This is a genomic window from Streptomyces sp. cg35 (genome assembly GCF_050410835.1).
GTDB lineage: Bacteria > Actinomycetota > Actinomycetes > Streptomycetales > Streptomycetaceae > Streptomyces.
Map to the genome: position 1 here is coordinate 2,740,490 of NZ_CP191268.1, position 24,898 is coordinate 2,765,387.

The 24,898-nt window shown below is 71.4% G+C and carries 18 protein-coding genes and 1 pseudogene; 5 read left to right on the plus strand and 14 right to left on the minus strand.

Annotation, left to right across the window (positions count from 1 at the left end; translation table 11 throughout):
* Positions 1-15: 15 nt before the first annotated feature.
* Positions 16-1,056, minus strand: coding sequence for a 3-isopropylmalate dehydrogenase (locus ACQUQD_RS12550; protein ID WP_428952135.1), 1,041 nt, complete (start codon positions 1,054-1,056; stop codon positions 16-18).
* A gap of 155 nt (positions 1,057-1,211) precedes the next feature.
* Between ACQUQD_RS12550 and ACQUQD_RS12555 the strand changes: the two genes are divergently transcribed.
* Positions 1,212-2,780: a purple acid phosphatase family protein gene (locus ACQUQD_RS12555; protein WP_428952136.1), complete on the plus strand. Its 1,569-nt coding sequence runs from the start codon at positions 1,212-1,214 to the stop codon at positions 2,778-2,780.
* Between the two features lie 4 nt (positions 2,781-2,784).
* On the opposite strand, the gene ACQUQD_RS12560 is transcribed toward ACQUQD_RS12555, so the two are convergent.
* From ACQUQD_RS12560 to ACQUQD_RS12575, 4 genes and pseudogenes are all read right to left on the minus strand, one after another.
* Positions 2,785-2,928, minus strand: coding sequence for a hypothetical protein (locus ACQUQD_RS12560; RefSeq protein ID WP_428952137.1), 144 nt, complete (start codon positions 2,926-2,928; stop codon positions 2,785-2,787).
* Positions 2,929-3,142: 214 nt separating this feature from the next.
* Positions 3,143-3,259: pseudogene (locus tag ACQUQD_RS12565) on the minus strand (LysR family transcriptional regulator); the annotation flags it as partial.
* A 14-nt stretch (positions 3,260-3,273) separates the two neighbouring features.
* Positions 3,274-3,858, minus strand: a complete 585-nt coding sequence (locus ACQUQD_RS12570; RefSeq protein WP_428952138.1) for a GNAT family N-acetyltransferase — start codon at positions 3,856-3,858, stop codon at positions 3,274-3,276.
* Entirely contained in the window at positions 3,855-4,967 is a 1,113-nt protein-coding gene (locus ACQUQD_RS12575; RefSeq protein WP_428952139.1) for an alkene reductase, read from the minus strand. Before ACQUQD_RS12575 ends, ACQUQD_RS12570 begins: the two co-directional genes overlap by 4 nt.
* A gap of 57 nt (positions 4,968-5,024) precedes the next feature.
* Between ACQUQD_RS12575 and ACQUQD_RS12580 the strand changes: the two genes are divergently transcribed.
* Positions 5,025-5,396, plus strand: coding sequence for a MerR family transcriptional regulator (locus ACQUQD_RS12580; protein ID WP_428952140.1), 372 nt, complete (start codon positions 5,025-5,027; stop codon positions 5,394-5,396).
* 81 nt (positions 5,397-5,477) lie between these two features.
* Here ACQUQD_RS12580 and pruA read toward each other — a convergent pair whose 3' ends face one another.
* Positions 5,478-7,109: an L-glutamate gamma-semialdehyde dehydrogenase gene (gene pruA / locus ACQUQD_RS12585; protein WP_428957536.1), complete on the minus strand. Its 1,632-nt coding sequence runs from the start codon at positions 7,107-7,109 to the stop codon at positions 5,478-5,480.
* 62 nt (positions 7,110-7,171) lie between these two features.
* Complete coding sequence (locus tag ACQUQD_RS12590; protein WP_428952141.1) at positions 7,172-8,098, minus strand: proline dehydrogenase family protein; 927 nt, start codon at positions 8,096-8,098, stop codon at positions 7,172-7,174.
* A gap of 185 nt (positions 8,099-8,283) precedes the next feature.
* On the opposite strand from ACQUQD_RS12590, the gene ACQUQD_RS12595 reads away from it, so the two are divergent.
* Positions 8,284-9,450, plus strand: a complete 1,167-nt coding sequence (locus ACQUQD_RS12595) for a PucR family transcriptional regulator (RefSeq protein WP_428952142.1) — start codon at positions 8,284-8,286, stop codon at positions 9,448-9,450.
* Positions 9,451-9,731: 281 nt separating this feature from the next.
* On the opposite strand, the gene ACQUQD_RS12600 is transcribed toward ACQUQD_RS12595, so the two are convergent.
* The 3 genes from ACQUQD_RS12600 to ACQUQD_RS12610 all read right to left on the minus strand — a co-directional run bounded on the left by ACQUQD_RS12600 (position 9,732) and on the right by ACQUQD_RS12610 (position 14,560).
* Positions 9,732-13,178, minus strand: coding sequence for an NACHT and WD repeat domain-containing protein (locus ACQUQD_RS12600; protein WP_428952143.1), 3,447 nt, complete (start codon positions 13,176-13,178; stop codon positions 9,732-9,734).
* Between the two features lie 371 nt (positions 13,179-13,549).
* Positions 13,550-13,918, minus strand: coding sequence for a TetR/AcrR family transcriptional regulator C-terminal domain-containing protein (locus ACQUQD_RS12605; RefSeq protein ID WP_428957537.1), 369 nt, complete (start codon positions 13,916-13,918; stop codon positions 13,550-13,552).
* 60 nt (positions 13,919-13,978) lie between these two features.
* A complete protein-coding gene (locus ACQUQD_RS12610; RefSeq protein ID WP_428952144.1) occupies positions 13,979-14,560 on the minus strand; it encodes a TetR/AcrR family transcriptional regulator in 582 nt (193 codons plus the stop codon).
* 83 nt (positions 14,561-14,643) lie between these two features.
* Here ACQUQD_RS12610 and ACQUQD_RS12615 point away from each other — a divergent pair, with 83 nt between their 5' ends.
* Together ACQUQD_RS12615 and ACQUQD_RS12620 are read left to right on the plus strand one after the other, a co-directional pair.
* Complete coding sequence (locus ACQUQD_RS12615; protein WP_428952145.1) at positions 14,644-16,227, plus strand: MFS transporter; 1,584 nt, start codon at positions 14,644-14,646, stop codon at positions 16,225-16,227.
* Between the two features lie 123 nt (positions 16,228-16,350).
* A complete protein-coding gene (locus ACQUQD_RS12620) occupies positions 16,351-19,338 on the plus strand; it encodes a helix-turn-helix transcriptional regulator (protein ID WP_428952146.1) in 2,988 nt (995 codons plus the stop codon).
* 82 nt (positions 19,339-19,420) lie between these two features.
* On the opposite strand, the gene serA is transcribed toward ACQUQD_RS12620, so the two are convergent.
* The 4 genes from serA to ACQUQD_RS12640 all read right to left on the minus strand — a co-directional run bounded on the left by serA (position 19,421) and on the right by ACQUQD_RS12640 (position 24,789).
* Positions 19,421-21,022, minus strand: a complete 1,602-nt coding sequence (gene serA / locus ACQUQD_RS12625) for a phosphoglycerate dehydrogenase (protein WP_428952147.1) — start codon at positions 21,020-21,022, stop codon at positions 19,421-19,423.
* Positions 21,023-21,280: 258 nt separating this feature from the next.
* Entirely contained in the window at positions 21,281-22,282 is a 1,002-nt protein-coding gene (gene ilvC / locus ACQUQD_RS12630; protein ID WP_365511181.1) for a ketol-acid reductoisomerase, read from the minus strand.
* Positions 22,283-22,381: 99 nt separating this feature from the next.
* A complete protein-coding gene (ilvN, locus tag ACQUQD_RS12635) occupies positions 22,382-22,909 on the minus strand; it encodes an acetolactate synthase small subunit (RefSeq protein WP_363198694.1) in 528 nt (175 codons plus the stop codon).
* A gap of 29 nt (positions 22,910-22,938) precedes the next feature.
* Positions 22,939-24,789, minus strand: coding sequence for an acetolactate synthase large subunit (locus tag ACQUQD_RS12640; RefSeq protein WP_428952148.1), 1,851 nt, complete (start codon positions 24,787-24,789; stop codon positions 22,939-22,941).
* Positions 24,790-24,898 lie beyond the last annotated feature (109 nt).

Sequence of the window (24,898 nt, forward strand, 5' to 3'; positions counted from 1 at the left end):
TGGATGAGCGCCGGGTCAGCCGGCTACTCGGGCGGCGAGCGCGTCGCCGATCTCCTCGGTGGAGCGGACCGAGTCGCCGCGCTCGCCGAGGTCGGCGGAGACGGCGGTCTCGATGCGCGCGGCCTCCGGCTCGTAGCCGAGGTGACGCAGGAGGAGGGCGACCGAGAGGACCGTGGCGGTCGGGTCGGCCTTGCCCTGGCCCGCGATGTCCGGGGCCGAGCCGTGGACGGGCTCGAACATGGACGGGAACTCGCGGCTCGGGTTGATGTTCCCGGAGGCCGCGACGCCGATGCCGCCGGAGACGGCCGCGGCGAGGTCGGTGATGATGTCGCCGAAGAGGTTGTCGGTGACGATCACGTCGAAGCGGGCCGGGTCGGTGACGAGGTAGATCGTCGCCGCGTCGACGTGGATGTAGTCGGTGGTGACCTCGGGGAACTCCTCCGCCACCTTGTTGAAGACGTTCGTCCACAGGTGGCCCGCGAAGGTCAGCACGTTGTTCTTGTGGACCAGCGTGAGCTTCTTGCGGGGGCGGGCCTGGGCGCGGGCGAAGGCGTCCCGGACCACGCGCTCGACACCGAAGGCGGTGTTGACGGAGACCTCGGTGGCGACCTCGTGCTCGGTGCCCTTGCGGATCGTGCCGCCGTTGCCCGTGTACGGGCCCTCGGTGCCCTCGCGGACGACGACGAAGTCGATCTCCGGCTGGCCGGCGAGCGGCGTCGAGACACCCGGGAGGAGCTTCGACGGACGCAGGTTCACGTGGTGGTCGAAGGCGAAGCGGAGCTTGAGGAGGAAGCCGCGCTCCAGGACTCCGGACGGGACCGACGGGTCGCCGATGGCGCCGAGCAGGATGGCGTCGTGCTTCTTGAGGGCGTCGAGGTCGGCGTCGGTGAGCGTCTCACCGGTCGCGTGGTACCGCTTGGCGCCGAAGTCGAAGTCCTCGGTCTCCAGCTTCACATCCTGCGGAAGCACGGCGGAGAGGACCTTCAGACCCTGGGCCACGACCTCCTGGCCGATGCCGTCACCGGGGATCACTGCGAGATTGATGCTGCGAGACATGCACAGCACCGTACTCCTTGTCCCATGGGATGACACGCGGTGTCCAGCATCCGGACTCGGACGAGGGGTGGGCCGCGGGGCCGTTCTCTCCTCGCCAGAAGTTGTTCACCCTTACGTATGGCGGGTGTTGACGGTCACTGGGAAGTTCTCCCGTCATGGACACCCCCGATGTCGGCATCCCCGAGCGGCTCGCCCGGCGGATGAGCATGCCCGAACAGCACGAGTACCTCCGCACGAAGTTCAGCAGGCGGCGGGCCCTGACCGGGGCGGCGGCCACCGTGGGCGGGGCGGCTCTGCTCGGCGGCGGGGCCGCGACGGCGGGGCAGGTGTACGCGGCGGCGCCGGTGCGCGGCTCCGCGGCGAAGGTGGACGGCTCGCTGGTCGCCCCCTTCGGACGGCATCTCGCGTTCGGCGCCGACCCGAGGACGCAGATGCGGATCTCCTGGCAGGTGCCCTTCACGGTCGACAACCCTTATGTGCGGGTGGGGTCGAAGCCGTGGGAGCTGAGCGGGAAGATCGCGGCGGAGGTGCGGGCGCTGCACACACCGGCGCTGTCCGGAAAGCTGCCGGCGGTCGAGCAGCACTACCTCCATGTCGCGCTCGACGGCCTGAAGCCGGGCACGACGTACTACTACGGCGTCGGCCACGACGGCTTCGACCCGGCAGCCGCCGACCGCATGGGCACCCTCGGCACGTTCCGTACGGCGCCGGCCGCCGCGGAGACGTTCGTCTTCACCGCCTTCGGGGACCAGGGCGTGAGCTACGACGCGCTCGCCAACGACCAGGTGATCCTGGGCCAGAACCCGTCGTTCCATCTGCACGCGGGCGACATCTGCTACGCCGACTCCACCGGCCACGGCAAGGAGTCGGACACCTACGACGCGCGGGTGTGGGACCAGTTCCTCGCGCAGACGGAGACGGTCGCGAAGTCGGTGCCGTGGATGGTGACGACCGGCAACCACGACATGGAGGCCTGGTACTCGCCCCACGGCTACGGCGGGCAGAGCGCGCGCTGGTCGCTGCCGGACAACGGCCCGGACCCGCGCGACGCGCCGGGCGTCTACTCCTTCACGTACGGGAACCTGGGCGTGGTCGCGCTGGACGCGAACGACGTCTCGTACGAGATCCCCGCCAACAGGGGCTGCACGGACGGGAAGCAGACCGCCTGGCTCGACCGGCGGCTCGGGGAGCTGCGGGCGCGCGACGACATCGAGTTCGTCGTCGTGTTCTTCCACCACTGCGCGTACTCGACGTCCACGCACGCCTCGGACGGCGGGGTGCGTGACGCGTGGGTGCCGCTCTTCACCAAGCACCAGGTGGACCTGGTGATCAACGGGCACAACCACGTCTACGAGCGCACGGACGCCATCAGGGGCGGTGGCAAGGGAGAGGTCGGCAAGCCGGTGCCGGTCGGCGCGTCGACCGATCCGACGCGCGACGGCATCGTGTACGTCACCGCGGGCGGCGCCGGCAAGGACCTCTACGGCTTCGGGCCCGGCGTGCCGGACAGCTTTGAAGGCGACGTGCACGATCGCGAGTCGATCGTCACCTTCCACTGGACGAGGTCACGCCTGCCCGACCCGGACACCGTGGAGTGGTCCCGGGTGCGGTACACCGGCTTCTCGTTCCTCGCGGTGGAGGTGGAGAAGGGGCGTATGAAGGTCTCCGCGCTGGCCGAGAGCGGCCGGCGCATCGACCACTTCGAGGTACGGCGGGGTTCCTGACCGGTCAGTGACCGGTCTCGCCGCCGTTGTCCCTGCGGTCCAGCGCGCGCTGGAGGGCGGCGGCGGCGTTCTTGGCGGTGTGTCGGTCGGCTTCGCTCGACGGGGAGACGTGACGGACTCGGCGGCGGACGGGCGTCGCAGTGGCCATGACGGATCGACTCCTTGAGAATCCTTGGGAAGGCGGGGATTTCGAGGCGCCGGAAGGGGCGGGGAGCCAGGAGCGGCAGGGGTTGCCTGCGTGGTGCTCCGGCTCGCGGCCGCCATTCGCCAGGTAAGCGAGACGTTCGGCTTCTACAAAGCTAGGACAGGTCTTCGCTTCTGTCTCCACAATTACTCGGACTTCCTACTATCTGAGACGGACCTCATGCCTTCAGCCCTCTGAGCTCGCGGATCAGGCCACGCACCGGTGCGGTTCCAGCCAGCTCGGGCGTGGTGACGTAGCCGATGGAACGCACGGGACGGTCCGGTCCGAGATCGTGCGTGCGGACGGCCTCTAGAGGAGATCGCCGTCGCGCCAGTCGAAGAGCAGCTCACGGGCCGGGTCGAGGGCCCGGGCGGCCGGCGCCGGGAACAGGTACGGCGGAGCCTCGTCGGCGGGCAGCCGGACGACCCCGCTCGGCCCGTACGCCGCGAACGGGCCGGTCCAGGCGGCCCAGCCGCGCGCGGGATACAGCAGCGCCCCGTCGCTCGACGCCGAGAGCGCGCCGATGTCGTAGGCGCCCACGATCACCCGCTCCAGGGCGTCCATCACCTGTCCCCCGAGGCCGCGCCGCCGCCGGTCGGCGCGGACGGCGACGGCTTCCACGTACCCGACGCGCAGCGTGCGCCCGTCGTGCACGGCGCGGCGCTGGACGACGGAGCCGTGGGCGAGGAGCGCGCCCGAGCCGTCGTGGACGAGGGCGTGCACGCCGCCGAGGCCGTGCGCCCAGTCGGCGTCGGAGAAGTCGCCGTCGAAGGCGTCGTCCAACAGGGCGCGGGCGGCGGCGAGTTCGGGGCCGGTGAGATCGGCGGTGTGGGCCGTGCGGATCGTGGTCACCCGGACACGGTACGGGTGACGCGCGGCCGGCCCGGCCGTCACCCGGCGCGGGTCATCAGGTCGTCCAGGGACGGGTAGTCGGTGTAGCCCTCGGCGCCGTGCGTGTAGAGGTGCGTCTCGTCGACCTGGTTGAGCGGCGGGGCGCCCGGCGTCGCGAACCGGCGGGGCAGATCCGGGTTGGCGAGGAAGGCGCGGCCGTACGAGACGAGGTCGGCGCGCCCCGCGTCGAGGACGGCCTCGCCCTGCGCCTGGGTGGTGGGTTCGTGGTTCTCGCCGACGTTGGCGATGAGCGTGCCGCTCCAGCGGGGCCGCAGGTCGTCGAGGGCCGGGTAGTGGTCGTCGTCGGTGAGGTGGAGGTAGGCGAGCCCGAGCCCGTCGATCTCGTCGAGCAGGGCGCGGTAGACGGGTGCCGGGTCGGCCTCGGCCATGCCGAACTGCGGGTTGCCGGGCGACAGGCGCAGTCCGAGCCGCCCGGCGCCGATCGCGTCGGCGACGGCACCGACGATCTCCACGGCGAACCGGATGCGGTCGGCGACCGAACCGCGCCCGTACCGGTCGGTGCGCAGGTTGGTGTTGTCGGCGAGGAACTGGTGGATCAAGTAGCTGTTGGCGCCGTGCAGTTCGACGCCGTCGAAGCCCGCGGCGAGCGCGTTGCGGGCGGCGGCGACATGGTCCTCGATCGCGGTCCGGATGTCGTCGGCGCTCATCACGCGCGGCACGACCGCGTCGGCCTTGCCCCCGTCCCGTACGTGCACGGGGCCCGGCTGCGGGACGGCGGACGGGCCGGCGGGCACGTCGCCGTCGAGCCGGGACAGCGGGTGCCCCTGCCGTCCGCCGTGCATGAGCTGCGCGACGATCCGTCCGCCCGCCCGGTGCACGGCGTCGGTGACGTGCCGCCACCCGGTGATGTGCTCCGGCGTCTGCAGTCCGGGGATGCGCCAGCCGCTCTGCCCGCGGCTGCTGGGCCAGATGCCCTCGGTGACGATGAGGCCGGCGCTCGCCCGCTGGGCGTAGTGGTCGGCGACGACCGGCAGCGGGGTGCCGTCCTCGGCGGCGCGGTACCGGGTCATCGGCGCCATGACCATGCGGTTGGGCAGCGACAGGCCGGCCCGGGCGAGGGAATAGGGAGTGAGGAGCGAGCTGTTCGTCATGCCGGGACGGTAGATCCTGACACCAGTGTCAATTTCAAGCCCGGAGGTGAACGGCCCGTGCGCATCGGTGAGTTGGCGCAGCGCACCGCGGTGAGCGAGCGTTCCTTGCGCTACTACGAGCAGCAGGGCCTGCTCACCGCGGACCGTACCCCGGGCGGCCACCGGTCCTATCCGGACAGCGCCGTCGCCCGGGTGGTCCGCATCCAGGAGCTCTTCGCGGCGGGCCTGTGCAGCGCGAAGATCGCCCAGCTCCTGCCCTGCACCCGCGACGAGGACGGCGGTCCCTCGGCGAGCGCCACACCGTGGCTGCTGACCGAGCTGGCGCAGGAGCGGGCCCGGATCGACACCACGATCGCCGACCTGCTGCGGGCCCGCGCGGTCCTCGACGAGGTGATCGACGCGGCGACGGACGGGCCGGCGCCCCACTGACCGCCTCGCGCCGTCCGGGTACGACACCGCCCCCGGCCGGGGTGGGGCCCAGGACCGGGGGCGGGGGTGGGAGGACGGACGTCAGCCCATGTGCGGGTACGTGTAGTCCGTCGGCGGGACCAGCGTCTCCTTGATGGCACGGGTCAGCGTCCAGCGCATCAGGTTCTGCGGGGCACCGGCCTTGTCGTTGGTGCCGGACGCGCGGCCGCCGCCGAAGGGCTGCTGGCCGACGACGGCGCCGGTCGACTTGTCGTTGATGTAGAAGTTGCCCGCGGCGTAGCGGAGCTTCTCCATCGTGGCCGCGGCGGCGGCACGGTCGTTGGCGATGACCGAGCCGGTCAGCGCGTAGTCCGACGCCGACTCCATCTGCTCCAGCATGGCGTCGTACTGGTCGTCCTCGTAGACGTACACGGCGAGGATCGGACCGAAGTACTCCGTCTTGAAGACCTCGTTCTCCGGGTCCGTGCACTCGATGACGGTCGGCCGCACGAAGTAGCCGGTCGAGTCGTCGTACGTGCCGCCCGCGACGATCGTGCAGGACGCGTCGTCCTTGGCGCGGTCGATCGCGGCCTTGTTCTTGGCGAAGGAGCGGTCGTCGATGACGGCGCCGATGAAGTTCGACAGGTCGGTGACGTCACCCATGGTGATGCCGTCGACCTCGGCCGCGAACTCCTCCTTGAACCCGTCGTTCCAGATGGACGCCGGGATGTAGGCGCGCGAGGAGGCGGAGCACTTCTGGCCCTGGAACTCGAAGGAGCCGCGGGTCAGGGCCGTCTTGAGGACGGCGCGGTCGGCGCTCGGGTGGGCGACGACGAAGTCCTTGCCGCCGGTCTCGCCGACGAGACGCGGGTAGGTGCGGTACTTCTCGATGTTCGTGCCGACCGTCTTCCACAGGTGCTGGAAGGTCTTGGTCGAACCGGTGAAGTGGATGCCCGCGAGGTCGCGGTGGTTGAGGGCCACCTCGGAGACGGCGAGGCCGTCGCCGGTCACCAGGTTGATGACGCCCTTCGGGAGACCCGCCTCCTCCAGGAGCTGGAGGAGCAGCACGGCGGCGTGCGTCTGCGTCGGGGACGGCTTCCAGACCACCACGTTGCCCATGAGGGCGGGGGCGGTGGGCAGGTTGCCCGCGATCGCCGTGAAGTTGAACGGCGTGATCGCGTAGACGAAGCCCTCGAGCGGGCGGTGGTCCATGCGGTTCCACACGCCGGTGGAGTTCGCCGGCGGCTGCTCGGCGAGCAGGTTGCGGGCGTAGTGGACGTTGAAGCGCCAGAAGTCGACGAGCTCGCAGGGGGTGTCGATCTCGGCCTGCTGGGCGGTCTTCGACTGACCGAGCATCGTGGAGGCGGCCATGGTCTCGCGCCACGTGGTGGAGAGCAGCTCGGCGGCGCGCAGGATGATCGCGGCGCGGTCGTCGAAGGACATCGCGCGCCAGGCCGGGGCGGCGGCCAGGGCGGCGTCGACCGCGTCCTGGGCGTCCTGGGTCGTGGCGTTGGCGTACGTGCCGATGACGGCCTTGTGGTGGTGCGGCTGCACGACGTCGAAGCGCTCGCCGCCACCCATCCGCTTCTCGCCGCCGATGGTGCAGGGCAGCTCGATCGGGTTCTCGGCCAGCTCCTTGAGCTTGGCCTCCAGGCGGGCGCGCTCCGGGGAACCGGGGGCGTAGCCGTGCACCGGCTCGTTGACCGGGGCGGGGACCTGGGTCACGGCGTCCAGCGTCATGGGTCCGTATCTCCTTCGGGGGGTCGGGGAGTCGGGTCTTACGGAAGTGGTGGGGCTCAGTCCTTGGTGAGGACGGAGCGGGCGAAGAAGAGCAGGTTGGCCGGCTTCTCCGCGAGGCGGCGCATGAAGTATCCGTACCAGTCGGTGCCGTACGCGGTGTAGACACGCATCCGGTGGCCCTCGGCGGCGAGCCGCAGGTGCTCCTCGCTGCGGATGCCGTAGAGCATCTGGAACTCGTACTCGTCCAGCTTGCGGCCGGCGCGGCGGCCGAGCTCCTGCGCGATGGAGATCAGGCGCGGGTCGTGGGACCCGATCATCGGGTACCCGTCCCCCTCCATGAGGATGCGCATGATCCGCACGTACGCCTTGTCGATCTCGGCCTTGTCCTGGTACGCGACCTCGGCGGGCTCCTTGTAGGCGCCCTTCACGATGCGCACGCGCGAGCCGTTCCCGGCCAGGCGGCGGGCGTCGTCCTCGGTGCGGAAGAGGTAGGCCTGGATGACGCAGCCGGTCTGCGGGAAGTCCTTCCGCAGCTCCTCGTGGATGGCGAACATCGAGTCGAGGGTGGTGTGGTCCTCGGCGTCCAGGGTGACCGTGGTGCCGATCTCGGCGGCGGCCTCGACGACCGGGCGGACGTTGGCGAGGGCCAGCTCGTGGCCGCCTTCCAGCGCCTGGCCGAACATGGAGAGCTTCACGGACATCTCGGCGCGGGCGCCCAGGCCGAGGTCCTTGAGGCGGCCGATCAGCTCCAGGTAGGCGTCGCGGGCGGCGTGCGACTGCTCGACGGTGGTGATGTCCTCACCCACGACGTCGAGGGTGACCTCCAGGCCCTTGGCGGCGGCGTCCTCGATGACGGGCACGACGTCGTCGACGCTCTCACCGGCGATGAAGCGGTCGACGACCTGCTTGGTGCCCGGCGCCGCCGACACAAAAGCGCGCATCTTGTCGCTGCGCGACGCGGCGAGGATCAGGGGAGCCAGCACGGGGCACCTCCACGGAGCATGAGTTGCGGACAGGCCGAACCACCGCAAAGCGGGTACGGCACGGGGAACCACCGTGAAATCTAAGGATCCCTCCGATCCTGTGCCATCGACAGCTGTCACGCATCTGTGGCCGCCACCTCAGACATCTGTATGAAGCAACGCGGGGGGTGCGTGAGAATGGTGGGGTGAAAGGCGACTACCAGGAACTGGTCGACGAGATCTCGGCGCTGCTCGGCGCCCCCGCGACCTTGGAGAACCGCGACTTCCGGCTGATCGCCTTCGGGGCGCAGGCCAGCGAGGCCGACGCCGACTTCGACGCGTCGGCGCTCGACCCGGTGCGCACCCGCTCGATCCTCACGCGCAGCTCCACACCGGCCGTCCGGGCCTGGTTCGAGGGCTTCGGCATCGCCCGCGCGACGCAGCCGGTACGCATCCCGGCGACGCCGGAGGCCGGGGTCTACCGCGGCCGTGTCTGCCTTCCCGTACGGCACCGGGGCATCGTCCTCGGCTACGTGTGGCTGCTCGACGACGATCCGGGGCCCACCCGGGAGCAGCTGGACGCGGCGATGGAGGTGGCGGGCCGGATCGGCGCGCTGCTGGCGGACGAGGCGCAGGCGGGCGCCGACCTCACCCGCGAGTTCCACTCGGTACTGACCGCGGAGCGCGGCTGGCAGCGGGACATGGCGGTGGCCGCGCTGCGCACCGCGCTGGGCAGCCGCGCCGAGGGGCTGCACACGGTGGTCTGCGTCGCCCCCTGGCCGTCCGCCGACCCGGACGACGCCCCGTCCGTACGGACGATCCCGGCGGCGGACGCGCTGTGCACGGTGCCGTGGGGGGCGACGGGCCAGTGTCTGGCGCTGCTGGTCAGGCTGCGTTCGGCGGAGGTGCTCACGCCGGCGCTCACGGCGGCGGGGAAACTGCGGGCGCGGGCCGGTGCGGGCCCGGTGGCGGCGGGCATCGGCGCGCCCCGCACGGACCTCGCGGAGCTCGCCGCGGCCTGGCACGAGGCGACGGCCGCGGCGCGCACGGCCCTGGCCGCCCCGCATCTCGGCCCCGACGCCCAGTGGTCGGCGATCGGCCCCTACCGCCTGCTCACCGCACTGCCCGCGGAGGCCGCCCACGACCCGGTGGTGACCCCGCTGCTCGCCCCCGCCCACCGCCAGCTGGCGCACACCGCCGAGGTGTTCCTCGACTGCGCGGGCCAGGCGGGCCGCACGGCCGCGGCCCTCGGCATCCACCGCCAGACGCTGTACTACCGCCTCTCCCGCGTCGAACAGCTCACCGGCCTCGACCTGGACGAGGGCGAGGACCGGTTGTTGCTCCACATGGGGCTGAAGGCGGCGCGTCTCTAGCCCACTCTAGGATCCGCGACTTCGCTGACAATGAAGGCGCCTCATTGACAGTGGATTGGCAAATCCGGGGTCCCGTTGACAACGGCTACGTTCAGTAGCGGTACTCACTGGGTCTCTTTCGATCTTCACCGGGTGTGTGCTGCCCGTGCGGCGTACCGTCTCCGTCATGGCAGTACGGAGTTCGGGCGGCGCCCGTCGGACGTGCACGGTTCCTACGGCGTCGATTCGTCCGCGATCCTTTACACCACTCCTTTCCACTGGGCAGGCGCCGAACGTGGGCGTCAGTTCCTGTCAGGTAGCAGGAAAGCGCGGCGCTCCTCGACGCTGAGTTCCCGGAAGACCCGCCGGCGGGCGCGGCGCAGCAGGCCGTCGACGTCGTGATCGGCCAACGTCCAGATGCGTACGGTGCGGTCGCGGGAGGCGGTCGCCAGCCGCGAGCCGTCGGGGTGCCAGGCGAGGCCGCTCACCCGGTCGGCGTGGACGCCGAGTACTGCGGTCTGGGTGGCGCTGTCCGGGTCCCAGAGCCGGACCGTGCGGTCCTGGGACACGGACGCGATGCAGGTGCCGTCGGGCGACCAGGCAACGTCCTGGACTCGCTCCTCGTGGCCGGCCAGGACGGCGAGTTCGGCGCCCGCGAAGGGGTCCCACAGACGGATCGTGCGGTCGCGGGAGCCGGTGACGAGGCGGCGGCCATCGGGTGACCAGTGGACCTTCCAGACGTAGTCCAGGTGACCGTGCAGGGTGGTGACAGCCGTGCCGTCGGTGGTGTCCCAGACGATGGCGGTGCGGTCCGTGCTGGACGTGGCGAGATAGCGGCTCTGCGGTGACCAGGCTGTGCCGCCGATCCAGTCCTCGTGGCCCCGCAGGATGTGGACGGTCGCACCGGTGGCGGCGTCCCAGACGCGGGCTGTGCCGTCGCGGGATCCGGTGGCGATGCGGGTGCCGTCAGGGGACCAGGAGACGTGGGACAGCTCCTCGGTGTGTCCGACCAGGTTGATGTCATCGTCGCTGCCGTCCTCCCGCCACACGACGGCCGCGCCATCGCGCAGGGCGATGACCAGACGGGTGCCGTCGGGGGACCAGGCCGCATCGGACACCTCACCGCCGTGCCACCCGCCGGTCGAACGGCCGGTGGCGAAGTCCCGGATGCTCAGGGAGCCGTCCTGGTAGACGGAGGCGATGGACGTCCCGTCGGGCGACCAGGCGACTCGGAGGACCGCGCCATCGCGGTCGCTGAAGACGTTGGTGGTTTCGGTGACGTTCCACACGGCCGTGGTCCGGTCGCGGGAGGCAGTCGCCAGCCGCTTCCCGTCGGGAGACCAAGCGACGCCGTAGATGGTGTCGGCGTGCCCGGTGAGCCGGACCTCGCCCTCGGCCCCATTGAGGCTCCAGACCCAGGCCGTACGGTCCGCGTCACCACCGGCGAGGCGCGTGCCGTCCGGTGACCAGGCCAAGGAGTTGATGACCTCCGGGCTCTCCAGCGTGCGCTGCACCTGCCAGCTGCCGGTGTCCCAGATCCGTATGGTTCGGTCACCGGAGGCCGAAGCGAGCCAGCGGCCATCCGGCGACCACCGGATCGACTCGACGTTGTTCTGGTGGTCGGTGAGCACAGTGACGACGGCTGCGGTGGCCGCGGCCCAGACCCGTACCGTGCCGTCTTCTCCGCCACTGGCCACGTGTTTCCCGTCAGGTGACCACGTCACGCTCCAGACCATGCGCTGGTGCCCGCGCAGCACTGCGGATTCAGCGTAGGTGTCGGCGTCCCAGATCCGCACGGCGCAGTCGCTGCCGACCGACGCGAGGCGGCTGCCGTCAGGCGACCAGGCGACACCACCGACCCCCTCCTCCCGGTCGCCGGTCGCCGCCGTGTGGCGCAGGACGGCCAGTTCGGCCCAGGCGTCGGAGGACCAGACGCGCACGGTGGTGTCCCTGCAGCCGGCCGCAAGCCTGCGTCCGTCGGGGGACCAGGCCACCCCCTGTACCCAGGCGCCGTCCCCCGCAAGCACTACCGGTTGGTCGTCGCGGTCCAGACGCCACACCCGTACGGTGCCGTCGTCGCTAGACACGGCCAGCCGCAGCCCGTCCGGCGACCAGGCCACCCCGGACGCGCCGCGTTCGAAGCCGCGCAGCACAGCTCGCAGCCGTGAGGCGCCCAGGGCCGTGTGCAGCGCCTGGACCGCGCCGGGTGTGGCCGCGCACTCCTCGACCGCCGCAAGGGCGGCGAGCACGGCGGTCTCCGGCTCCGTGTCGAGGCTTCCGAGGGCCCGGACGGCCACCGCGTCCGCGGCACGTTCCATCGTCGCCCGGTCCGCCCGTAGCGACCGGTCCACAAACTCCTCGACCAGTAGCGTCGCACCGACCGTCCGCGAGGACTGCGCCAGCCACCGCCGGGCGACAGACAGCCGCTCCCCGGTGAGGAGGTAGGCGTCCTGGCGCTCCGCGTGGTCCCAGTCCTGCGCCCAGCGTTCCAGCTCAGTGCGGCGGCGCAGGTCATCGGTGCGGGCGGCGACCGCTTGGCGCAGCGGCGCCCACTGGCGGAACAGCGCCTCGTGCGCCACGTCCAGGACGCCCCCGTCGCCGGTAAGCAGGCGTCCGGCGACAAAGGCGTCGGCGACCTCCTGTTCCCGCGGGGTGAGGTCGGTACGACGGACCCGGCGGCGGGTGGCTTCGTTGCGGTCGATGGTGACGAAACGCAGCAAGGTGGGGATCACGGGTGCGTCCGCCAGCTCGCTGGTGATCTGGTCGGCTCGCTCGGACAGGGCCCCGGCGACGCCGCCGAGGGCGCGGTAAGCCTCCTCGGTCACCGTCCCGCCGGACCCTCCGGCGCGCAGGTACAGCTCTTGGAGGGTGTAGGCGAGCAACGGCAGCGCGTCGCCTCCGCCGCATTCATCGACCATGCGGGCCACGACGCCAGGTGCGAAGGTCAGCCCGGCCTGCTCGGCGGGCTTTTCGATGACCTCATACAGCGCGTCCCGGGCGAGTGCGCCGACGACGGCCGGGTTACGCACCAGCTCGGCGAAACCGGACTCCAAGAACCCGGTGAGGAAGTCCGAGCGCAAGGTGGCCACGATCCACAGCCGCGGGTCACGCCGCAGCGCGTCGCACACGGCGGTGAGGAACGCGTCCCGCTCCTCGCGACCGGACAGGGTGAGCAACTCCTCCAGCTGGTCGATCACCAGCAACGCTGGCCGTTCGTCGGGCAGTTGGGCCAGCCGCCGTTGCAAGGTGCCGACCGGGTCCACACCGGGCGAGAACGGTACCGCGACCGCCCAGCGCCCCCGCCGCCGGGCCAGCGCCGGCAGCAGCCCGGCCCGCACCAACGACGACTTTCCGCTCCCCGATGGCCCGACCACGGTCACAAACCGCTGCGCCCGCCCCGGCACCGCCGGATGCAGCCGCCCGACCATCTCGGCGATCTCCCGGTCCCGCCCGAAGAAGACGGCCGCGTCGTCCGCCGTGAAAGCTTCAAGCCCCGGGTACGGCGGCTGGGCGTTGTTCCACACCCGGCGCACCGGCGCCGGCCGATCGAGGAGGTGCAGCGCGATCTGGCCCCCGACCAGCAGCACCAGCGCGACGCCGATCAGCGGCGCCGACCAGTCCCGCAACAGCCGCAGCGCCAGCGGCACATGGTCCGACTGGCCGGTCGCGTAGTTCGTCGCGATACCCAACAGGGTCCCGACCAGCATGAGCAGGACATCGACCACGAGCTTGATGGGGCGTCGATCCATAGATCGACAACTTAGCTGTCACCGAGGCCGAGATGGGCAGATCCTCATAACAACCCGGGGCCGCGGCATGTCCACTTCGCCGACGAATCACAACTCGGCAGGCTCCAGGACCTTCCACGCCCCGCAGCCGTGTCGCAGGGTGGTCAGGCGAGCAGGCCGCCGACCCCAGGTCAGCGAAACCGGCGATCAACCAGACCATAGAACCTCACTCGCTGTCAGGAGCTCGACCGAGGAGTGACCACTGATTGTCAGCAAACAACCGACGCTGCCGTTGCCAACCGCACGCGGATTCCAGAGTTTCGCCAGGAAACCCTGCCAACGAAACCGCGGACCCTACACCCACCGTCCCGTACGCCCGCAGGACCCCGGCTCTAGCCCACCGTCCCGTACGCCCGCAGGAAGATGTCGACGGCCGCCCGTGCGATCTCCCCCGTCTCGGCGGCGGTCACGGCCTTGGTGCCGAGACGGGAGCGCGCCTCCATCGGGCCGGTGAGCAGGGCGAGAAACTGCTCCGCGGCGACGGCCGGGTCCGCTGCGCCCAGCCGACCGGCGAGGACCAGCCGCGCGAACCGGTCGGCGAGCGCCTCGCCCAGCCGCTCCGCGGTCCGCCCCTGCACCACTTCGGCGAGATCGGGGAACGTCGCGAGCTGCGCGTACGTCAACGCCCGCAACGCACGCTCCCGTTGACCGCAGCGCACCGTCAGCAACCGGTGCCCGACGTCCTCCAGATCCGCTCGCAGATCGTCGCCGGGATCGCGGAGCCGCGCGCGGGGTTCGTCCGGCGACCTGCCGGACCGGCCCTAGTCCGCGGCGGCCATCGCGGCCGCCAACTGCCCGAGCCCCTCGGCAAGTTGATCCGCACTCGGCGAGAACTCCGGGTCGAAGGTGTGCTGGGCGATGAGGCCGAGCACCAGCACCGAGAAGAACTTGCCGAGGGTGTCCACGCTCGGGTCGTCGGCGGGGGGCTCCTCGCCCCCCATGATCATGCCGATGAAGCCGCGCCCGGCCTCGCGCTGAGCCGCCGACAAGTACTCCCGTACGGCCGGGAGCTTGTCCCCCATCGTGATGAGCTCGATGCTCAGGTGCCAGAGGGAGCCGGGCTTGCCGAGGCTGTCGGTGATCCCCGACATCACCGCACGGAACCGCTCCAACGACCCTGGCTCGCCCGGCAGTTCACCGACGTCGCCCCAGTCGTCCGAGGCCGTCTCGGCCAGCGCCACGTAGGCCTGCGCGAGCAGCGCGTCCTTCGAGCCGTAGTGGTAGCCGATGGACGCCAGGTTCGTCCCCGACTCCTTGACGATGTCGCGCGCGGTCGTGCGCACGAACCCCTTCTCCAGAAGGCAGCGCTTGGCGCCTTCGAGCAGATCCTCGCGATGTCCCATGCGGTCACCGTACCCCCGATCCATACAGCCGTTCTATACGCCCGTACTAGACAAGCGTTTAAGACGCTCGTACAGTTCCCGGCATGACGAACTCGACGAGCACCACCACGCCCTCCAACTCCCTTGCGGGGCGCCGCGAATGGACCGCGATGGGCGTCCTGATGCTGCCGCTGCTCCTGGTCTCGATGGACGTCTCCGTCCTCTACTTCGCGATCCCCGCGATCGGCGCGGACCTGGCGCCGACCGGCACCCAGCAGCTGTGGATCTTCGACATCTACGCGTTCGTGCTCGCCGGCCTGCTGATGACGATGGGCTCGCTCGGCGACCGGATCGGGCGCCGCAGGCTCCTGATGATCGGCGCGGTCGCGTTCGGCGCCGCGTCGGTCTGCGCGGCGTACGCGAACAGCGCCGAGATGCTCATCGCGGCCCGCGCGGTCCTGGGCATCGGCGGGGCGACCCTGATGCCGTCCACCATGGCCCTGATCCGCAACATGTTCCGCGACGCCAAGCAGCGCGCGAAGGCCATCGGCATCTGGTCCGGCGTCATGACCGGCGGCGTCGCGCTCGGCTCGGTGATGAGCGGCATCCTCGTCGAGCACTTCTGGTGGGGCTCGGTGTTCCTGGTGAACATCCCCGCGATGGTGCTGCTCCTGGTCCTCGCCCCGGTTCTTCTCCCGGAGTTCAAGGACCCGGAGCCGGGCCGCTTCGACCTGCTGAGCGTCCCGCTGTCGATGGCCGCCGTGCTCCCGCTCGTCTACGGCATCAAGGAGATCCCCTCCGAGGGCTTCGCGCCGCAGTACGTCGTCTCGCTCGTCGTCGGACTCCTCTTCACGGCCCTGTTCGTCCGCCGCCAGCGCACGGTCGCGTCGCCGCTGATCTCACCGGCCCTGTTCGAGCACCGCGGCTTCGGCCCGGCCGTCGCCCTGAACCTCGTCTCGGCGTTCGCGATGATGGGCTCGGCGTACTTCACGACGCAGTACTTGCAGGCGGTCCTCGGCAGGAGCGCTCTGGAAGCGGCTCTGTGGGCCCTGCTGCCCACCGTCCTCGTCGGCGTCGCGGCGCCCGTCTCCATGGTCCTCGTCCAGCGGGGCGTGCACCGCGCCACCGTCGTCGCGATCGGCTTCCTGACCAGCGCCTGCGGCTACGGCCTGCTGGCCCTCACCGGCACCGACTCGCTGTGGACCGCCCTGGCGGGAGCGGGGGTGCTGGCGTCCGGCGCGGTCATCGTCGGCTCCCAGCTGACCGACCTGGCGCTCGGCGCGGCCCCGGCGGAGAAGGCGGGCGCGGCCTCGTCCCTCCTGGAGACGGGCCAGGAGTTCGGCGGCGCGCTCGGCATGGCGGTCCTCGGCTCGATCGGCACCGCGGTCTACCGCCACGACCTGGCCGGCGCGCCGGACGCGGCCCGGGAGACCCTGGGCGGGGCTCTGGCCGCCGCCCGGCACCTGCCGCCCCGCGCGGCCGAGACGCTGCTCGCCACCGCGCGGGAGGCGTTCACCAGCGGGATGCACATGGCGGCGTTCGCGGGGATCGCGGTGCTCCTGGCGGCGGCGTTCCTCGCGGCCCGCGGTCTGCGGAACACCCCTGCCGCCGCCGGCCCGGCCGCCGGGCCGGCGGCGCCCGAGCCTGCGGCTCCCGCCACGGCGACGTGCGGGAAGGCGACCGCCTGACGCCCTCGTCGGTCAGGTGCCGGGCCGGCCGGACCGCGTCGGCCCGCCCGGCACCGCCGTACTCAGCACACCGGAGAACCCGGACCCACCTGCGGCAACGACGGAGCGTGCCAGGATGGGCCCGTGGCACAGACATTCGAGACGCCGTTCATCGGCCGGGCGGACGAACTCGCCCGGCTCACCGGCGTGCTGGAGCGGGCCGCGGCCGGCGATCCGCGCGCCGTCCTCGTGGCCGGGGACGCCGGCGTCGGCAAGACCCGCACGCTCACGGAGGCCGCGGCGCATGCCGCCGCCACCGGCATGACCGTCCTGACCGGCCACTGCGTGGACCTCGGCGACGTGGGTCTGCCGTACCTCCCGTTCACGGAGATCCTCGGCGCGGCGGCCGCCGACGAACGGCTCGCCCCGGCCGTCGCCGCCTACCCGGCGGTGGACCGCCTGCTCGGCACCGCCCCCGGGACGGGTCCCGCCCCCGACCCCGGCAGCCGCCTCCAGCTCTTCGAGGGCGTCGCGGGACTCCTCGCCGAACTGGCCGACCTCACCCCGCTCCTCCTCGTCATCGAGGACCTCCACTGGGCGGACCAGTCCTCCCGCGACCTGCTCCGCTTCCTGCTCAGCCGGGGCGTCCTCCAGCGGCCCACCCCCGGTGGCCCGCCCCACCGCCTCGCGGTCCTCGCGTCGTACCGCACGGACGACCTGCACCGCCGCCACCCTCTGCGGCCCCTGCTCGCCGAGCTGGTCAGGCTGCCCGCCGTCGACCGGCTCGAACTGCGCCCGCTGGCCGACGCGGACGTGGCCCGGCTCGTGCGCTCGCAGCGCACCGGACCCGTCCCCGACAGCACGGTCCGCCGCATCGTCGACCGCGCCGAGGGAAACGCCTTCTACGCCGAGGAGTTGCTCGCCGCGCTGCCCGGCGACGACGAGGACCCCGGCTCCCCCGCCGTGCCCGGCGGCCTGGGCGGTCTGGCCGATGTGCTGCTCATCCGGATCGACCAGCTGACCGAGACCGCCCAGCAGGTCCTGCGCACGGCGGCCGTGGCGGGGCGGCGGGTCGGGCACGACCTGCTGCGGGACGCCGTCCAACTGCCGGAGGAGGAACTGGAGTCGGCGCTGCGCGAGGCGGTCGGCCGCCAGCTGCTGCTGCCCGACGACGACGCGACGTACTCCTTTCGGCACGCGCTGACCCGCGAGGCCGTGTACGCGGACCTGCTGCCCGGCGAACGGGTCCGGCTGCACGGGGTGTTCGCCGCGCTCCTCGGGGGCGAGGGCCGCTCGGCGCAGAGCGCGGCGGAGCGGGCCCACCACTCACGCGAGAGCCACGACCTGGCCGACGCGCTGGCGGCCTCCCTCGAAGCCGCCGACCACGCCCAGCGCGTCCGCGCGCCCGCCGAGGAACTGCGTCACCTGGAGACCGCGCTGGAACTGTGGTCCGTGGTGGACGCGTCCGCCCGTCCCGAGCACAGCGACCCGGTCACCCTCACCCTGCGTGCCTCGGCCGCCGCCGCCCACGCCGGCGAGCCCCATCGCGCGGTCCAGCTCACCCGCTCCGCGCTCGCGCGGGCCGGCTCGGACGCCGACTCCGAACTCGCCGCGCGGGTGCGCTACACCCTCGCGGGCAACCTGATGCGGATCGACAACCTGGAGGCCGCGTTCACGTACAGCAGCGAGGCGCTCGCGCTGATCCCGGCCCAGCCGCCCTCGCGCACCTGGGTGTGGGCGGCCGCGACCTACGTCATGGCGGCCCGGTACGTGGGCCGCGACGAGGACGCCGAGCGTGTCGCCGGGCAGGCGATCGGCATCGCCGAACGGCTCCGGCTGACCGACGCCCAGGCCGACTTGACGATCTCGCTGGTCGGCCTGGAGGAGCACAACCGGCGCACCCCCAAGGGCCGCGAGCGACTGCTCGAAGCCCGTGGACTGGCCCGCGCCGCCGGGAACCTCCAGGTGGAGATGCGCGCCCTCTACAACCTCGCGATCGGCTGTTACGAGTGCGGCGAACTGGACGCGTGCCTGGGCTGGATCGGCGACGGCCTCGACCGCGCCCGCCGCGCCGGTCTGCTCTCCTCGCCGTACGCCGTGGAACTGCGCTACATGCAGTCCCTGCTGCTCTACACGCTGGGCCGCTGGGACGAGTGCACGCGCACGGCCGCCGCCGACGTCGAACGGCTCACCGCCACGTCCGGCTTCGCGACCGCGCCCGCGCTGTACGTCCCGGTCGCGCGCGGCGAGTTCGACGTGGCGGTCACCGGCGCCCGCGCACTGCTCGACGGCCCCCAGGACTGGATGGCGTCGCTCGTCGCGAGCATCGTGCTGACCGACGCCGCGGCACTGCGCGGTGACGCCGAGGGCTGCGTGCGGCAGATGGAGGCCTCGGTCGAGCGGCTCACGGAGGGCTCGGGCTCCGACCGGCCCGACGCCGTGGTCCGGCTCGCCGCGCTCGCCCTGTCGGCGGTCGCGGACGCGGCGGAGGAGTCCCGCCTGTCCGGCGACGCGGCGGGCGCCGGGCGCTGGGCGCACACCGCGACCGAGCTCGTGGAGCTGGCCCGGAGCACGGCGGCCCAGGGCGAGGACGGCACCGAGCAGGGGCCCGAGGGGCTGGCCTGGCTGGCCCGTGCCGAGGCCGAGGCCGTACGCGCGGCCACCGGCCCGGACGTCGCCGCCTGGGAGCGGGCCGTGACGGCGTTCGGCTACGGCGATCCGTACGAGCTGGCCCGGTGCCGACGCCGGCTCGCGGAGGCCCTGCTCACCGCCGACCGCCGCGAGGAGGCCGCCGAGCAGGCGGCCGCGGCCCGGGACACGGCCGTGCGGCTCGGCGCCGTGCCGCTGCGCGAGGCGCTCGACGACCTGGTCCGGCGGGGCCGCCTCGCCGACGCACCGGCCACCGAGGAGCGGATCGCGGCCCTGACCGTCCGGGAGAGCGACGTGCTGCGGCTGCTCGGCCGGGGACGCACCAACCGCCAGATCGGCGAGGAGCTGTTCATCAGCGGGAAGACGGCGAGCGTCCACGTCTCCAACATCCTCGCGAAGCTGGGCGCCACGAGCCGCACCGAGGCCGTGGGCATCGCCTACCGCGAGGGCCTGATCGAACCGGAGACCGGCAGCTCGGGCTGACGTGCCGCGACGGCCGAGGGCCGGGCCACCCGTGGGTGACCCGGCCCTCGGCCGTTCGGGAAACCGTCGTGGTCGTCAGGCCTCAGACGAGGTTGACGGACCGCGCCGACGTCGCGCCGATCTCCGCGGCGACCTCGGTGAGGACGCTCTGCGGCACCGAGTCGTCGACGGTCAGCACGGCCAGCGCCTCTCCGCCGATGTCCGCACGGGCGACCTGCATGCCGCCGATGTTGATGCCCGCCTCACCGAGGACGCGGCCCACCGTGCCCACGACGCCGGGACGGTCCTCGTAGCGCAGCACCACCATGTGGTCGGCGAGCGCCAGGTCCACGTCGTAGTCGCCGACGGCGACGATCTTCTGCAGGTGCTTGGGGCCGGCGAGCGTACCGGAGACCGAGACCTCCTGGCCGTCACCGAGGGTGCCGCGCACGGTGACCACGTTGCGGTGGTCGGGCGACTCGCTGGACGTGGTCAGCCGGACCTCGACACCGCGCTCCTGGGCGAACAGCGGCGCGTTCACGTACGACACCGTCTCGTCGACGACGTCCTCGAACACGCCCTTGAGCGCGGAGAGTTCGAGCACCTTCACGTCGTGCTGGGTGATCTCGCCGTACACCTCGACGTCGAGCCGGACCGCGACCTCGCCCGCGAGCGCGGTGAAGATCCGGCCGAGGCGCTCGGCGAGCGGCAGACCCGGCTTGACGTCCTCGGCGATGACGCCGCCCTGGACGTTCACCGCGTCCGGCACGAGCTCACCGGCGAGCGCGAGGCGCACCGAGCGGGCGACGGCGATACCGGCCTTCTCCTGCGCCTCGTCGGTGGAGGCGCCGAGGTGCGGGGTGCAGACGACCTGGTCGAACTGGAACAGCGGGGAGTCCGTGCAGGGCTCCTTCGCGTACACGTCCAGGCCGGCGCCGGCGACGCGGCCCTCCTTGAGCGCCGAGTACAGCGCCTCCTCGTCGACGATCCCGCCGCGCGCGGCGTTCACGATGCGCACCGAGGGCTTGACCTTGTGCAGGGCCTCGTCGCCGATCAGGCCCAGCGTCTCGGGGGTCTTGGGCAGGTGGACGGTGATGAAGTCGGAGACCTCGAGCAGCTCGTCCAGCGACAGCACCTTCACGCCCATCTGCGCGGCGCGCGCGGGCTGCACGTACGGGTCGTACGCGACGACCTTCATGCCGAAGGCGGACATGCGCTGCGCGACGAGGGCACCGATGCGGCCCAGGCCGACGACACCGAGGGTCTTCTCGGCGAGCTCCACACCCGTGTACTTGCTGCGCTTCCACTCGCCGCCCTTGAGAGCCTGGCTGCCCTGCGGGATGTTGCGCGCGGTGGCGATGAGGAGGCCGCAGGCCAGCTCGGCGGCGGTCACGATGTTCGACGTCGGGGCGTTGACGACCATCACGCCGGCCTTGGTGGCGGCGGAGACGTCCACGTTGTCGAGGCCGACGCCGGCTCGTGCGACGACCTTCAGCTTCTTGGCGGCGGCGATCGCCTCGGCGTCGACCTTGGTGGCCGAGCGGATCAGGATCGCGTCGACATCGGCGATGGCGGGCAGCAGCTCGGCCCGGTCCGCGCCGTTGCACTGGCGGATCTCGAAGTCCGGGCCCAGCGCGTCCACGGTCGCGGGCGACAGCTCTTCAGCGATGAGTACGACGGGTTTGCCGTTGGCAGCAGTGCTCACGTGAGTCCTCACAAGTCCCAATGCGGACGGCCGTCCCGACGGCCGCAAGCGGTGGAGGGGTGGGTGCATGGCCGCGTGGAAGACGCACGACGCTGTGGGCCCGACGCGAATAGTTCAGCAGTGTAGTGGCGCGCGGGAGGCCGTCTTGCGCCTCCCTGGAAGGATCACTCGTCCGTGGCTGGACGCCATGGACAACCGTGTGGACAACCTATGGAGAACGGGGCCGCGGCGTGTGCCGCGGCCCCGTTCTGCGAAGGCTTACGCCTCCTCGTTGTCCACCCAGCTCATGAGCTTGCGCAGCTCCTTGCCGGTGGTCTCCAGGAGGTGGTTCTCGTCCTGCGTCTTGTACTCGTTGTACTTCTTCAGGCCCGAGTGGTACTCGTCCATCCAGTTCTTGGCGAAGGTGCCGTCCTGGATCTCGGCGAGAACCTTCTTCATCTCGGCCTTGGTGGCGTCCGTGATGATCCGCGGGCCGGTGACGTAGTCGCCCCACTCGGCGGTCTCGGAGATCGACCAGCGCATCTTCTCCAGGCCGCCCTCGTACATGAGGTCCACGATGAGCTTCAGCTCGTGCAGGCACTCGAAGTACGCGATCTCCGGCTGGTAGCCGGCCTCGGTCAGGGTCTCGAAGCCCGCCTTCACCAGCGCGGCCGTACCGCCGCAGAGAACGGCCTGCTCGCCGAAGAGGTCGGTCTCGGTCTCCTCGGTGAAGGTCGTCTTGATGACGCCGGCGCGGGTGCCGCCGATGCCCTTCGCGTAGGACAGGGCGAGCTCGAAGGCCTTGCCGGTGGCGTCCTGCTCGACGGCCGCGATACACGGAACGCCGCGGCCCTCCTCGTACTGGCGGCGCACCAGGTGACCCGGGCCCTTGGGGGCGACCATGCAGACGTCCACGCCGGCCGGGGGCTTGATGAAGTCGTAGCGGATGTTGAGGCCGTGACCGAAGAACAGCGCGTCGCCGTCCTTCAGGTTGTCCTTGATGGACTCCTCGTAGACCTTGGCCTGGATCGGGTCCGGCACCAGGATCATGATGACGTCGGCCTCGGCCGCGGCCTCGGACGGCGTGACGACACGCAGGCCCTGCTCCTCGGCCTTCGCCTTGGACTTGGAGCCCTCGTGCAGACCGACGCGCACGTCGACGCCCGAGTCGCGCAGGGACAGCGCGTGGGCGTGGCCCTGGCTGCCGTATCCGATCACCGCGACCTTGCGGTTCTGGATGATGGACAGATCGGCGTCGTCGTCGTAGAACAGCTCGGCCACTGGGGTTCTCCTTGGTGTGCTGGTGTTGCGTCCCACCGTACGGCGGGAGAAGGACGGAAAGTTTTCAGGTCTCGCTATGCGAGCACGGTGACGCGTGGATCAGGCCGTGCGGTCGAGCGCCCGCAGGCTCCGGTCGGTGATGGAGCGCGAGCCGCGGCCGATCGCGATGGTCCCGGACTGGACGAGCTCCTTGATGCCGAAGGGCTCCAGCATCTTGAGCATCGCCTCGAGCTTGTCGCTGGAGCCGGTGGCCTCGATGGTGACGGCCTCGGGCGAGACGTCCACGGTCTTGGCGCGGAACAGCTGGACGATCTCGACGATCTGCGAGCGCGTCTCGTTGTCGGCGCGGACCTTGGCGAGCACGAGCTCGCGCTGGACGGCGGCGCCCGGCTCCAGTTCGACGATCTTCAGGACGTTGACCAGCTTGTTGAGCTGCTTGGTGACCTGTTCGAGCGGGAGGCCCTCGACATTCACGACGATGGTGATGCGGGAGATGTCGGGGTGCTCGGTGATACCGACGGCGAGCGAGTCGATGTTGAAGCCGCGGCGTGAGAACAGTGCGGTGATGCGGGCGAGCACGCCCGGCTTGTTCTCGACCAGGACGGAGAGCGTGTGCTTGGTGGACATGGTGTGTGTTCCCTGCTTCCTGACAGCTCTCAGTCGTCTTCGTTGTCGCCGAAGTCGGGGCGGACACCGCGTGCGGCCATGACCTCGTCGTTCGAGGTGCCGGCGGCGACCATCGGCCACACCATGGCGTCCTCGTGGACGATGAAGTCGATCACGACGGGGCGGTCGTTGATCGCGTTCGCCTCCTCGATGCACTTGTCGAGGTCCTCGGGGCGCTCGCAGCGGATCGCGTAACACCCCATCGCCTCGGACAGCTTCACGAAGTCGGGGACGCGGGTGCCCTTGTTGGGCGGGGTGTCACCCTCGGGGCCGGCGTGCAGCACGGTGTTCGAGTAGCGCTGGTTGTAGAACAGCGTCTGCCACTGGCGGACCATCCCGAGGGCGCCGTTGTTGATGATGGCGACCTTGATCGGGATGTTGTTCAGGGCGCAGGTGGTCAGCTCCTGATTGGTCATCTGGAAGCAGCCGTCGCCGTCGATCGCCCAGACCGGCTTGTCCGGTGCGCCGGCCTTGGCGCCCATCGCGGCGGGCACCGCGTAGCCCATGGTCCCGGCGCCGCCCGAGTTGAGCCAGGTCGACGGCTTCTCGTACTGGATGTAGTGCGCGGCCCACATCTGGTGCTGGCCCACGCCGGCGGCGAAGATCGTGCCCTCGGGGGCGAGTTGGCCGATGCGCTCGATGACCTGCTGCGGGGAGAGCGAACCGTCCTCGGGCTGCTCGTAGCCGAGCGGGTAGGTGTCGCGCCAGCGGCTCAGGTCCTTCCACCAGGCGCTGTAGTCGCCGGTCTGGCCCTCGCTGTGCTCCTTCTGCACGGCCTGGATCAGGTCGGCGATGACCTCGCGGGCGTCCCCGACGATCGGCACGTCGGCGGCGCGGTTCTTGCCGATCTCCGCGGGGTCGATGTCGGCGTGGACGATCTTCGCGAACGGCGCGAAGCTGTCCAGCTTGCCGGTGACGCGGTCGTCGAAACGGGCACCGAGGGCGACGATCAGGTCGGCCTTCTGCAGCGCGGTGACGGCGGTGACCGCACCGTGCATGCCCGGCATTCCCACGTGCAGCGGGTGGCTGTCGGGGAATGCGCCGAGCGCCATCAGGGTGGTGGTGACGGGCGCTCCGGTGAGCTCGGCGAGGACCTTGAGCTCGGCGGTGGCGTGCGCCTTGAGGACGCCGCCACCCACGTACAGGACGGGCCGCTTCGCACCCGTGATCAGCTTCGCGGCCTCGCGGATCTGCTTGGCGTGCGGCTTGGTCACCGGGCGGTAGCCGGGCAGGTCCGCCTGCGGCGGCCAGGAGAACGTGGTCTGCGCCTGCAGCAGGTCCTTGGGGATGTCCACGAGGACCGGACCCGGACGCCCCGTGGAGGCGATGTGGAACGCCTCGGCGATCGCCTTCGGGATGTCCTCGGCCTTGGTGACGAGAACGTTGTGCTTGGTGACCGGCATCGTGATGCCGACGATGTCCGCCTCCTGGAAGGCGTCCGTACCGATCGCGGCGGAGACGACCTGGCCGGTGATCGCGACCAGCGGCACCGAGTCCATGTACGCGTCGGCGATCGGCGTCACCAGGTTGGTGGCACCCGGGCCCGATGTGGCCATGCACACCCCGACCTTGCCGGTGGCCTGCGCGTAACCGGTGGCGGCGTGCCCCGCGCCCTGCTCGTGACGGACGAGCACGTGGCGCACGCGGCTCGAGTCCATCATCGGGTCGTACGCGGGAAGGATCGTGCCGCCGGGAATGCCGAATACGGTGTCGGCCCCGACCTCCTCAAGCGAGCGGATGAGGGACTTCGCACCCGTGACGTGCTCGACGGGGGCGGACTGCTGTCCTCCGGAACGGGGCCGCGGCTGCGGATGGTGGGCCCCGGTGGCCTGCTCGGTCATCGGCATTCTCTTCTCGATGCTGAGGGTTTTTGCGAGGGTTGTGCAGGGGTCTTACGGGTTGCGTCCTGTGCCGGTGCAACAAAAAACCCCTCGTGCCGTGGGGCAAGCG

Excerpts from the sequence above, each read along its gene's own strand:
- ACQUQD_RS12550 (WP_428952135.1), bottom strand. The coding sequence starts at position 1,056 with ATGTCTCGCAGCATCAATCTCGCAGTGATCCCCGGTGACGGCATCGGC.
- ACQUQD_RS12555 (WP_428952136.1), top strand. The coding sequence starts at position 1,212 with ATGGACACCCCCGATGTCGGCATCCCCGAGCGGCTCGCCCGGCGGATG.
- ACQUQD_RS12560 (WP_428952137.1), bottom strand. The coding sequence starts at position 2,928 with ATGGCCACTGCGACGCCCGTCCGCCGCCGAGTCCGTCACGTCTCCCCG.
- ACQUQD_RS12575 (WP_428952139.1), bottom strand. The coding sequence starts at position 4,967 with ATGACGAACAGCTCGCTCCTCACTCCCTATTCCCTCGCCCGGGCCGGC.
- ACQUQD_RS12600 (WP_428952143.1), bottom strand. The coding sequence starts at position 13,178 with ATGGATCGACGCCCCATCAAGCTCGTGGTCGATGTCCTGCTCATGCTG.
- ACQUQD_RS12610 (WP_428952144.1), bottom strand. The coding sequence starts at position 14,560 with ATGGGACATCGCGAGGATCTGCTCGAAGGCGCCAAGCGCTGCCTTCTG.
- ACQUQD_RS12615 (WP_428952145.1), top strand. The coding sequence starts at position 14,644 with ATGACGAACTCGACGAGCACCACCACGCCCTCCAACTCCCTTGCGGGG.
- ilvN (WP_363198694.1), bottom strand. The coding sequence starts at position 22,909 with ATGTCCACCAAGCACACGCTCTCCGTCCTGGTCGAGAACAAGCCGGGC.
- ACQUQD_RS12640 (WP_428952148.1), bottom strand. The coding sequence starts at position 24,789 with ATGACCGAGCAGGCCACCGGGGCCCACCATCCGCAGCCGCGGCCCCGT.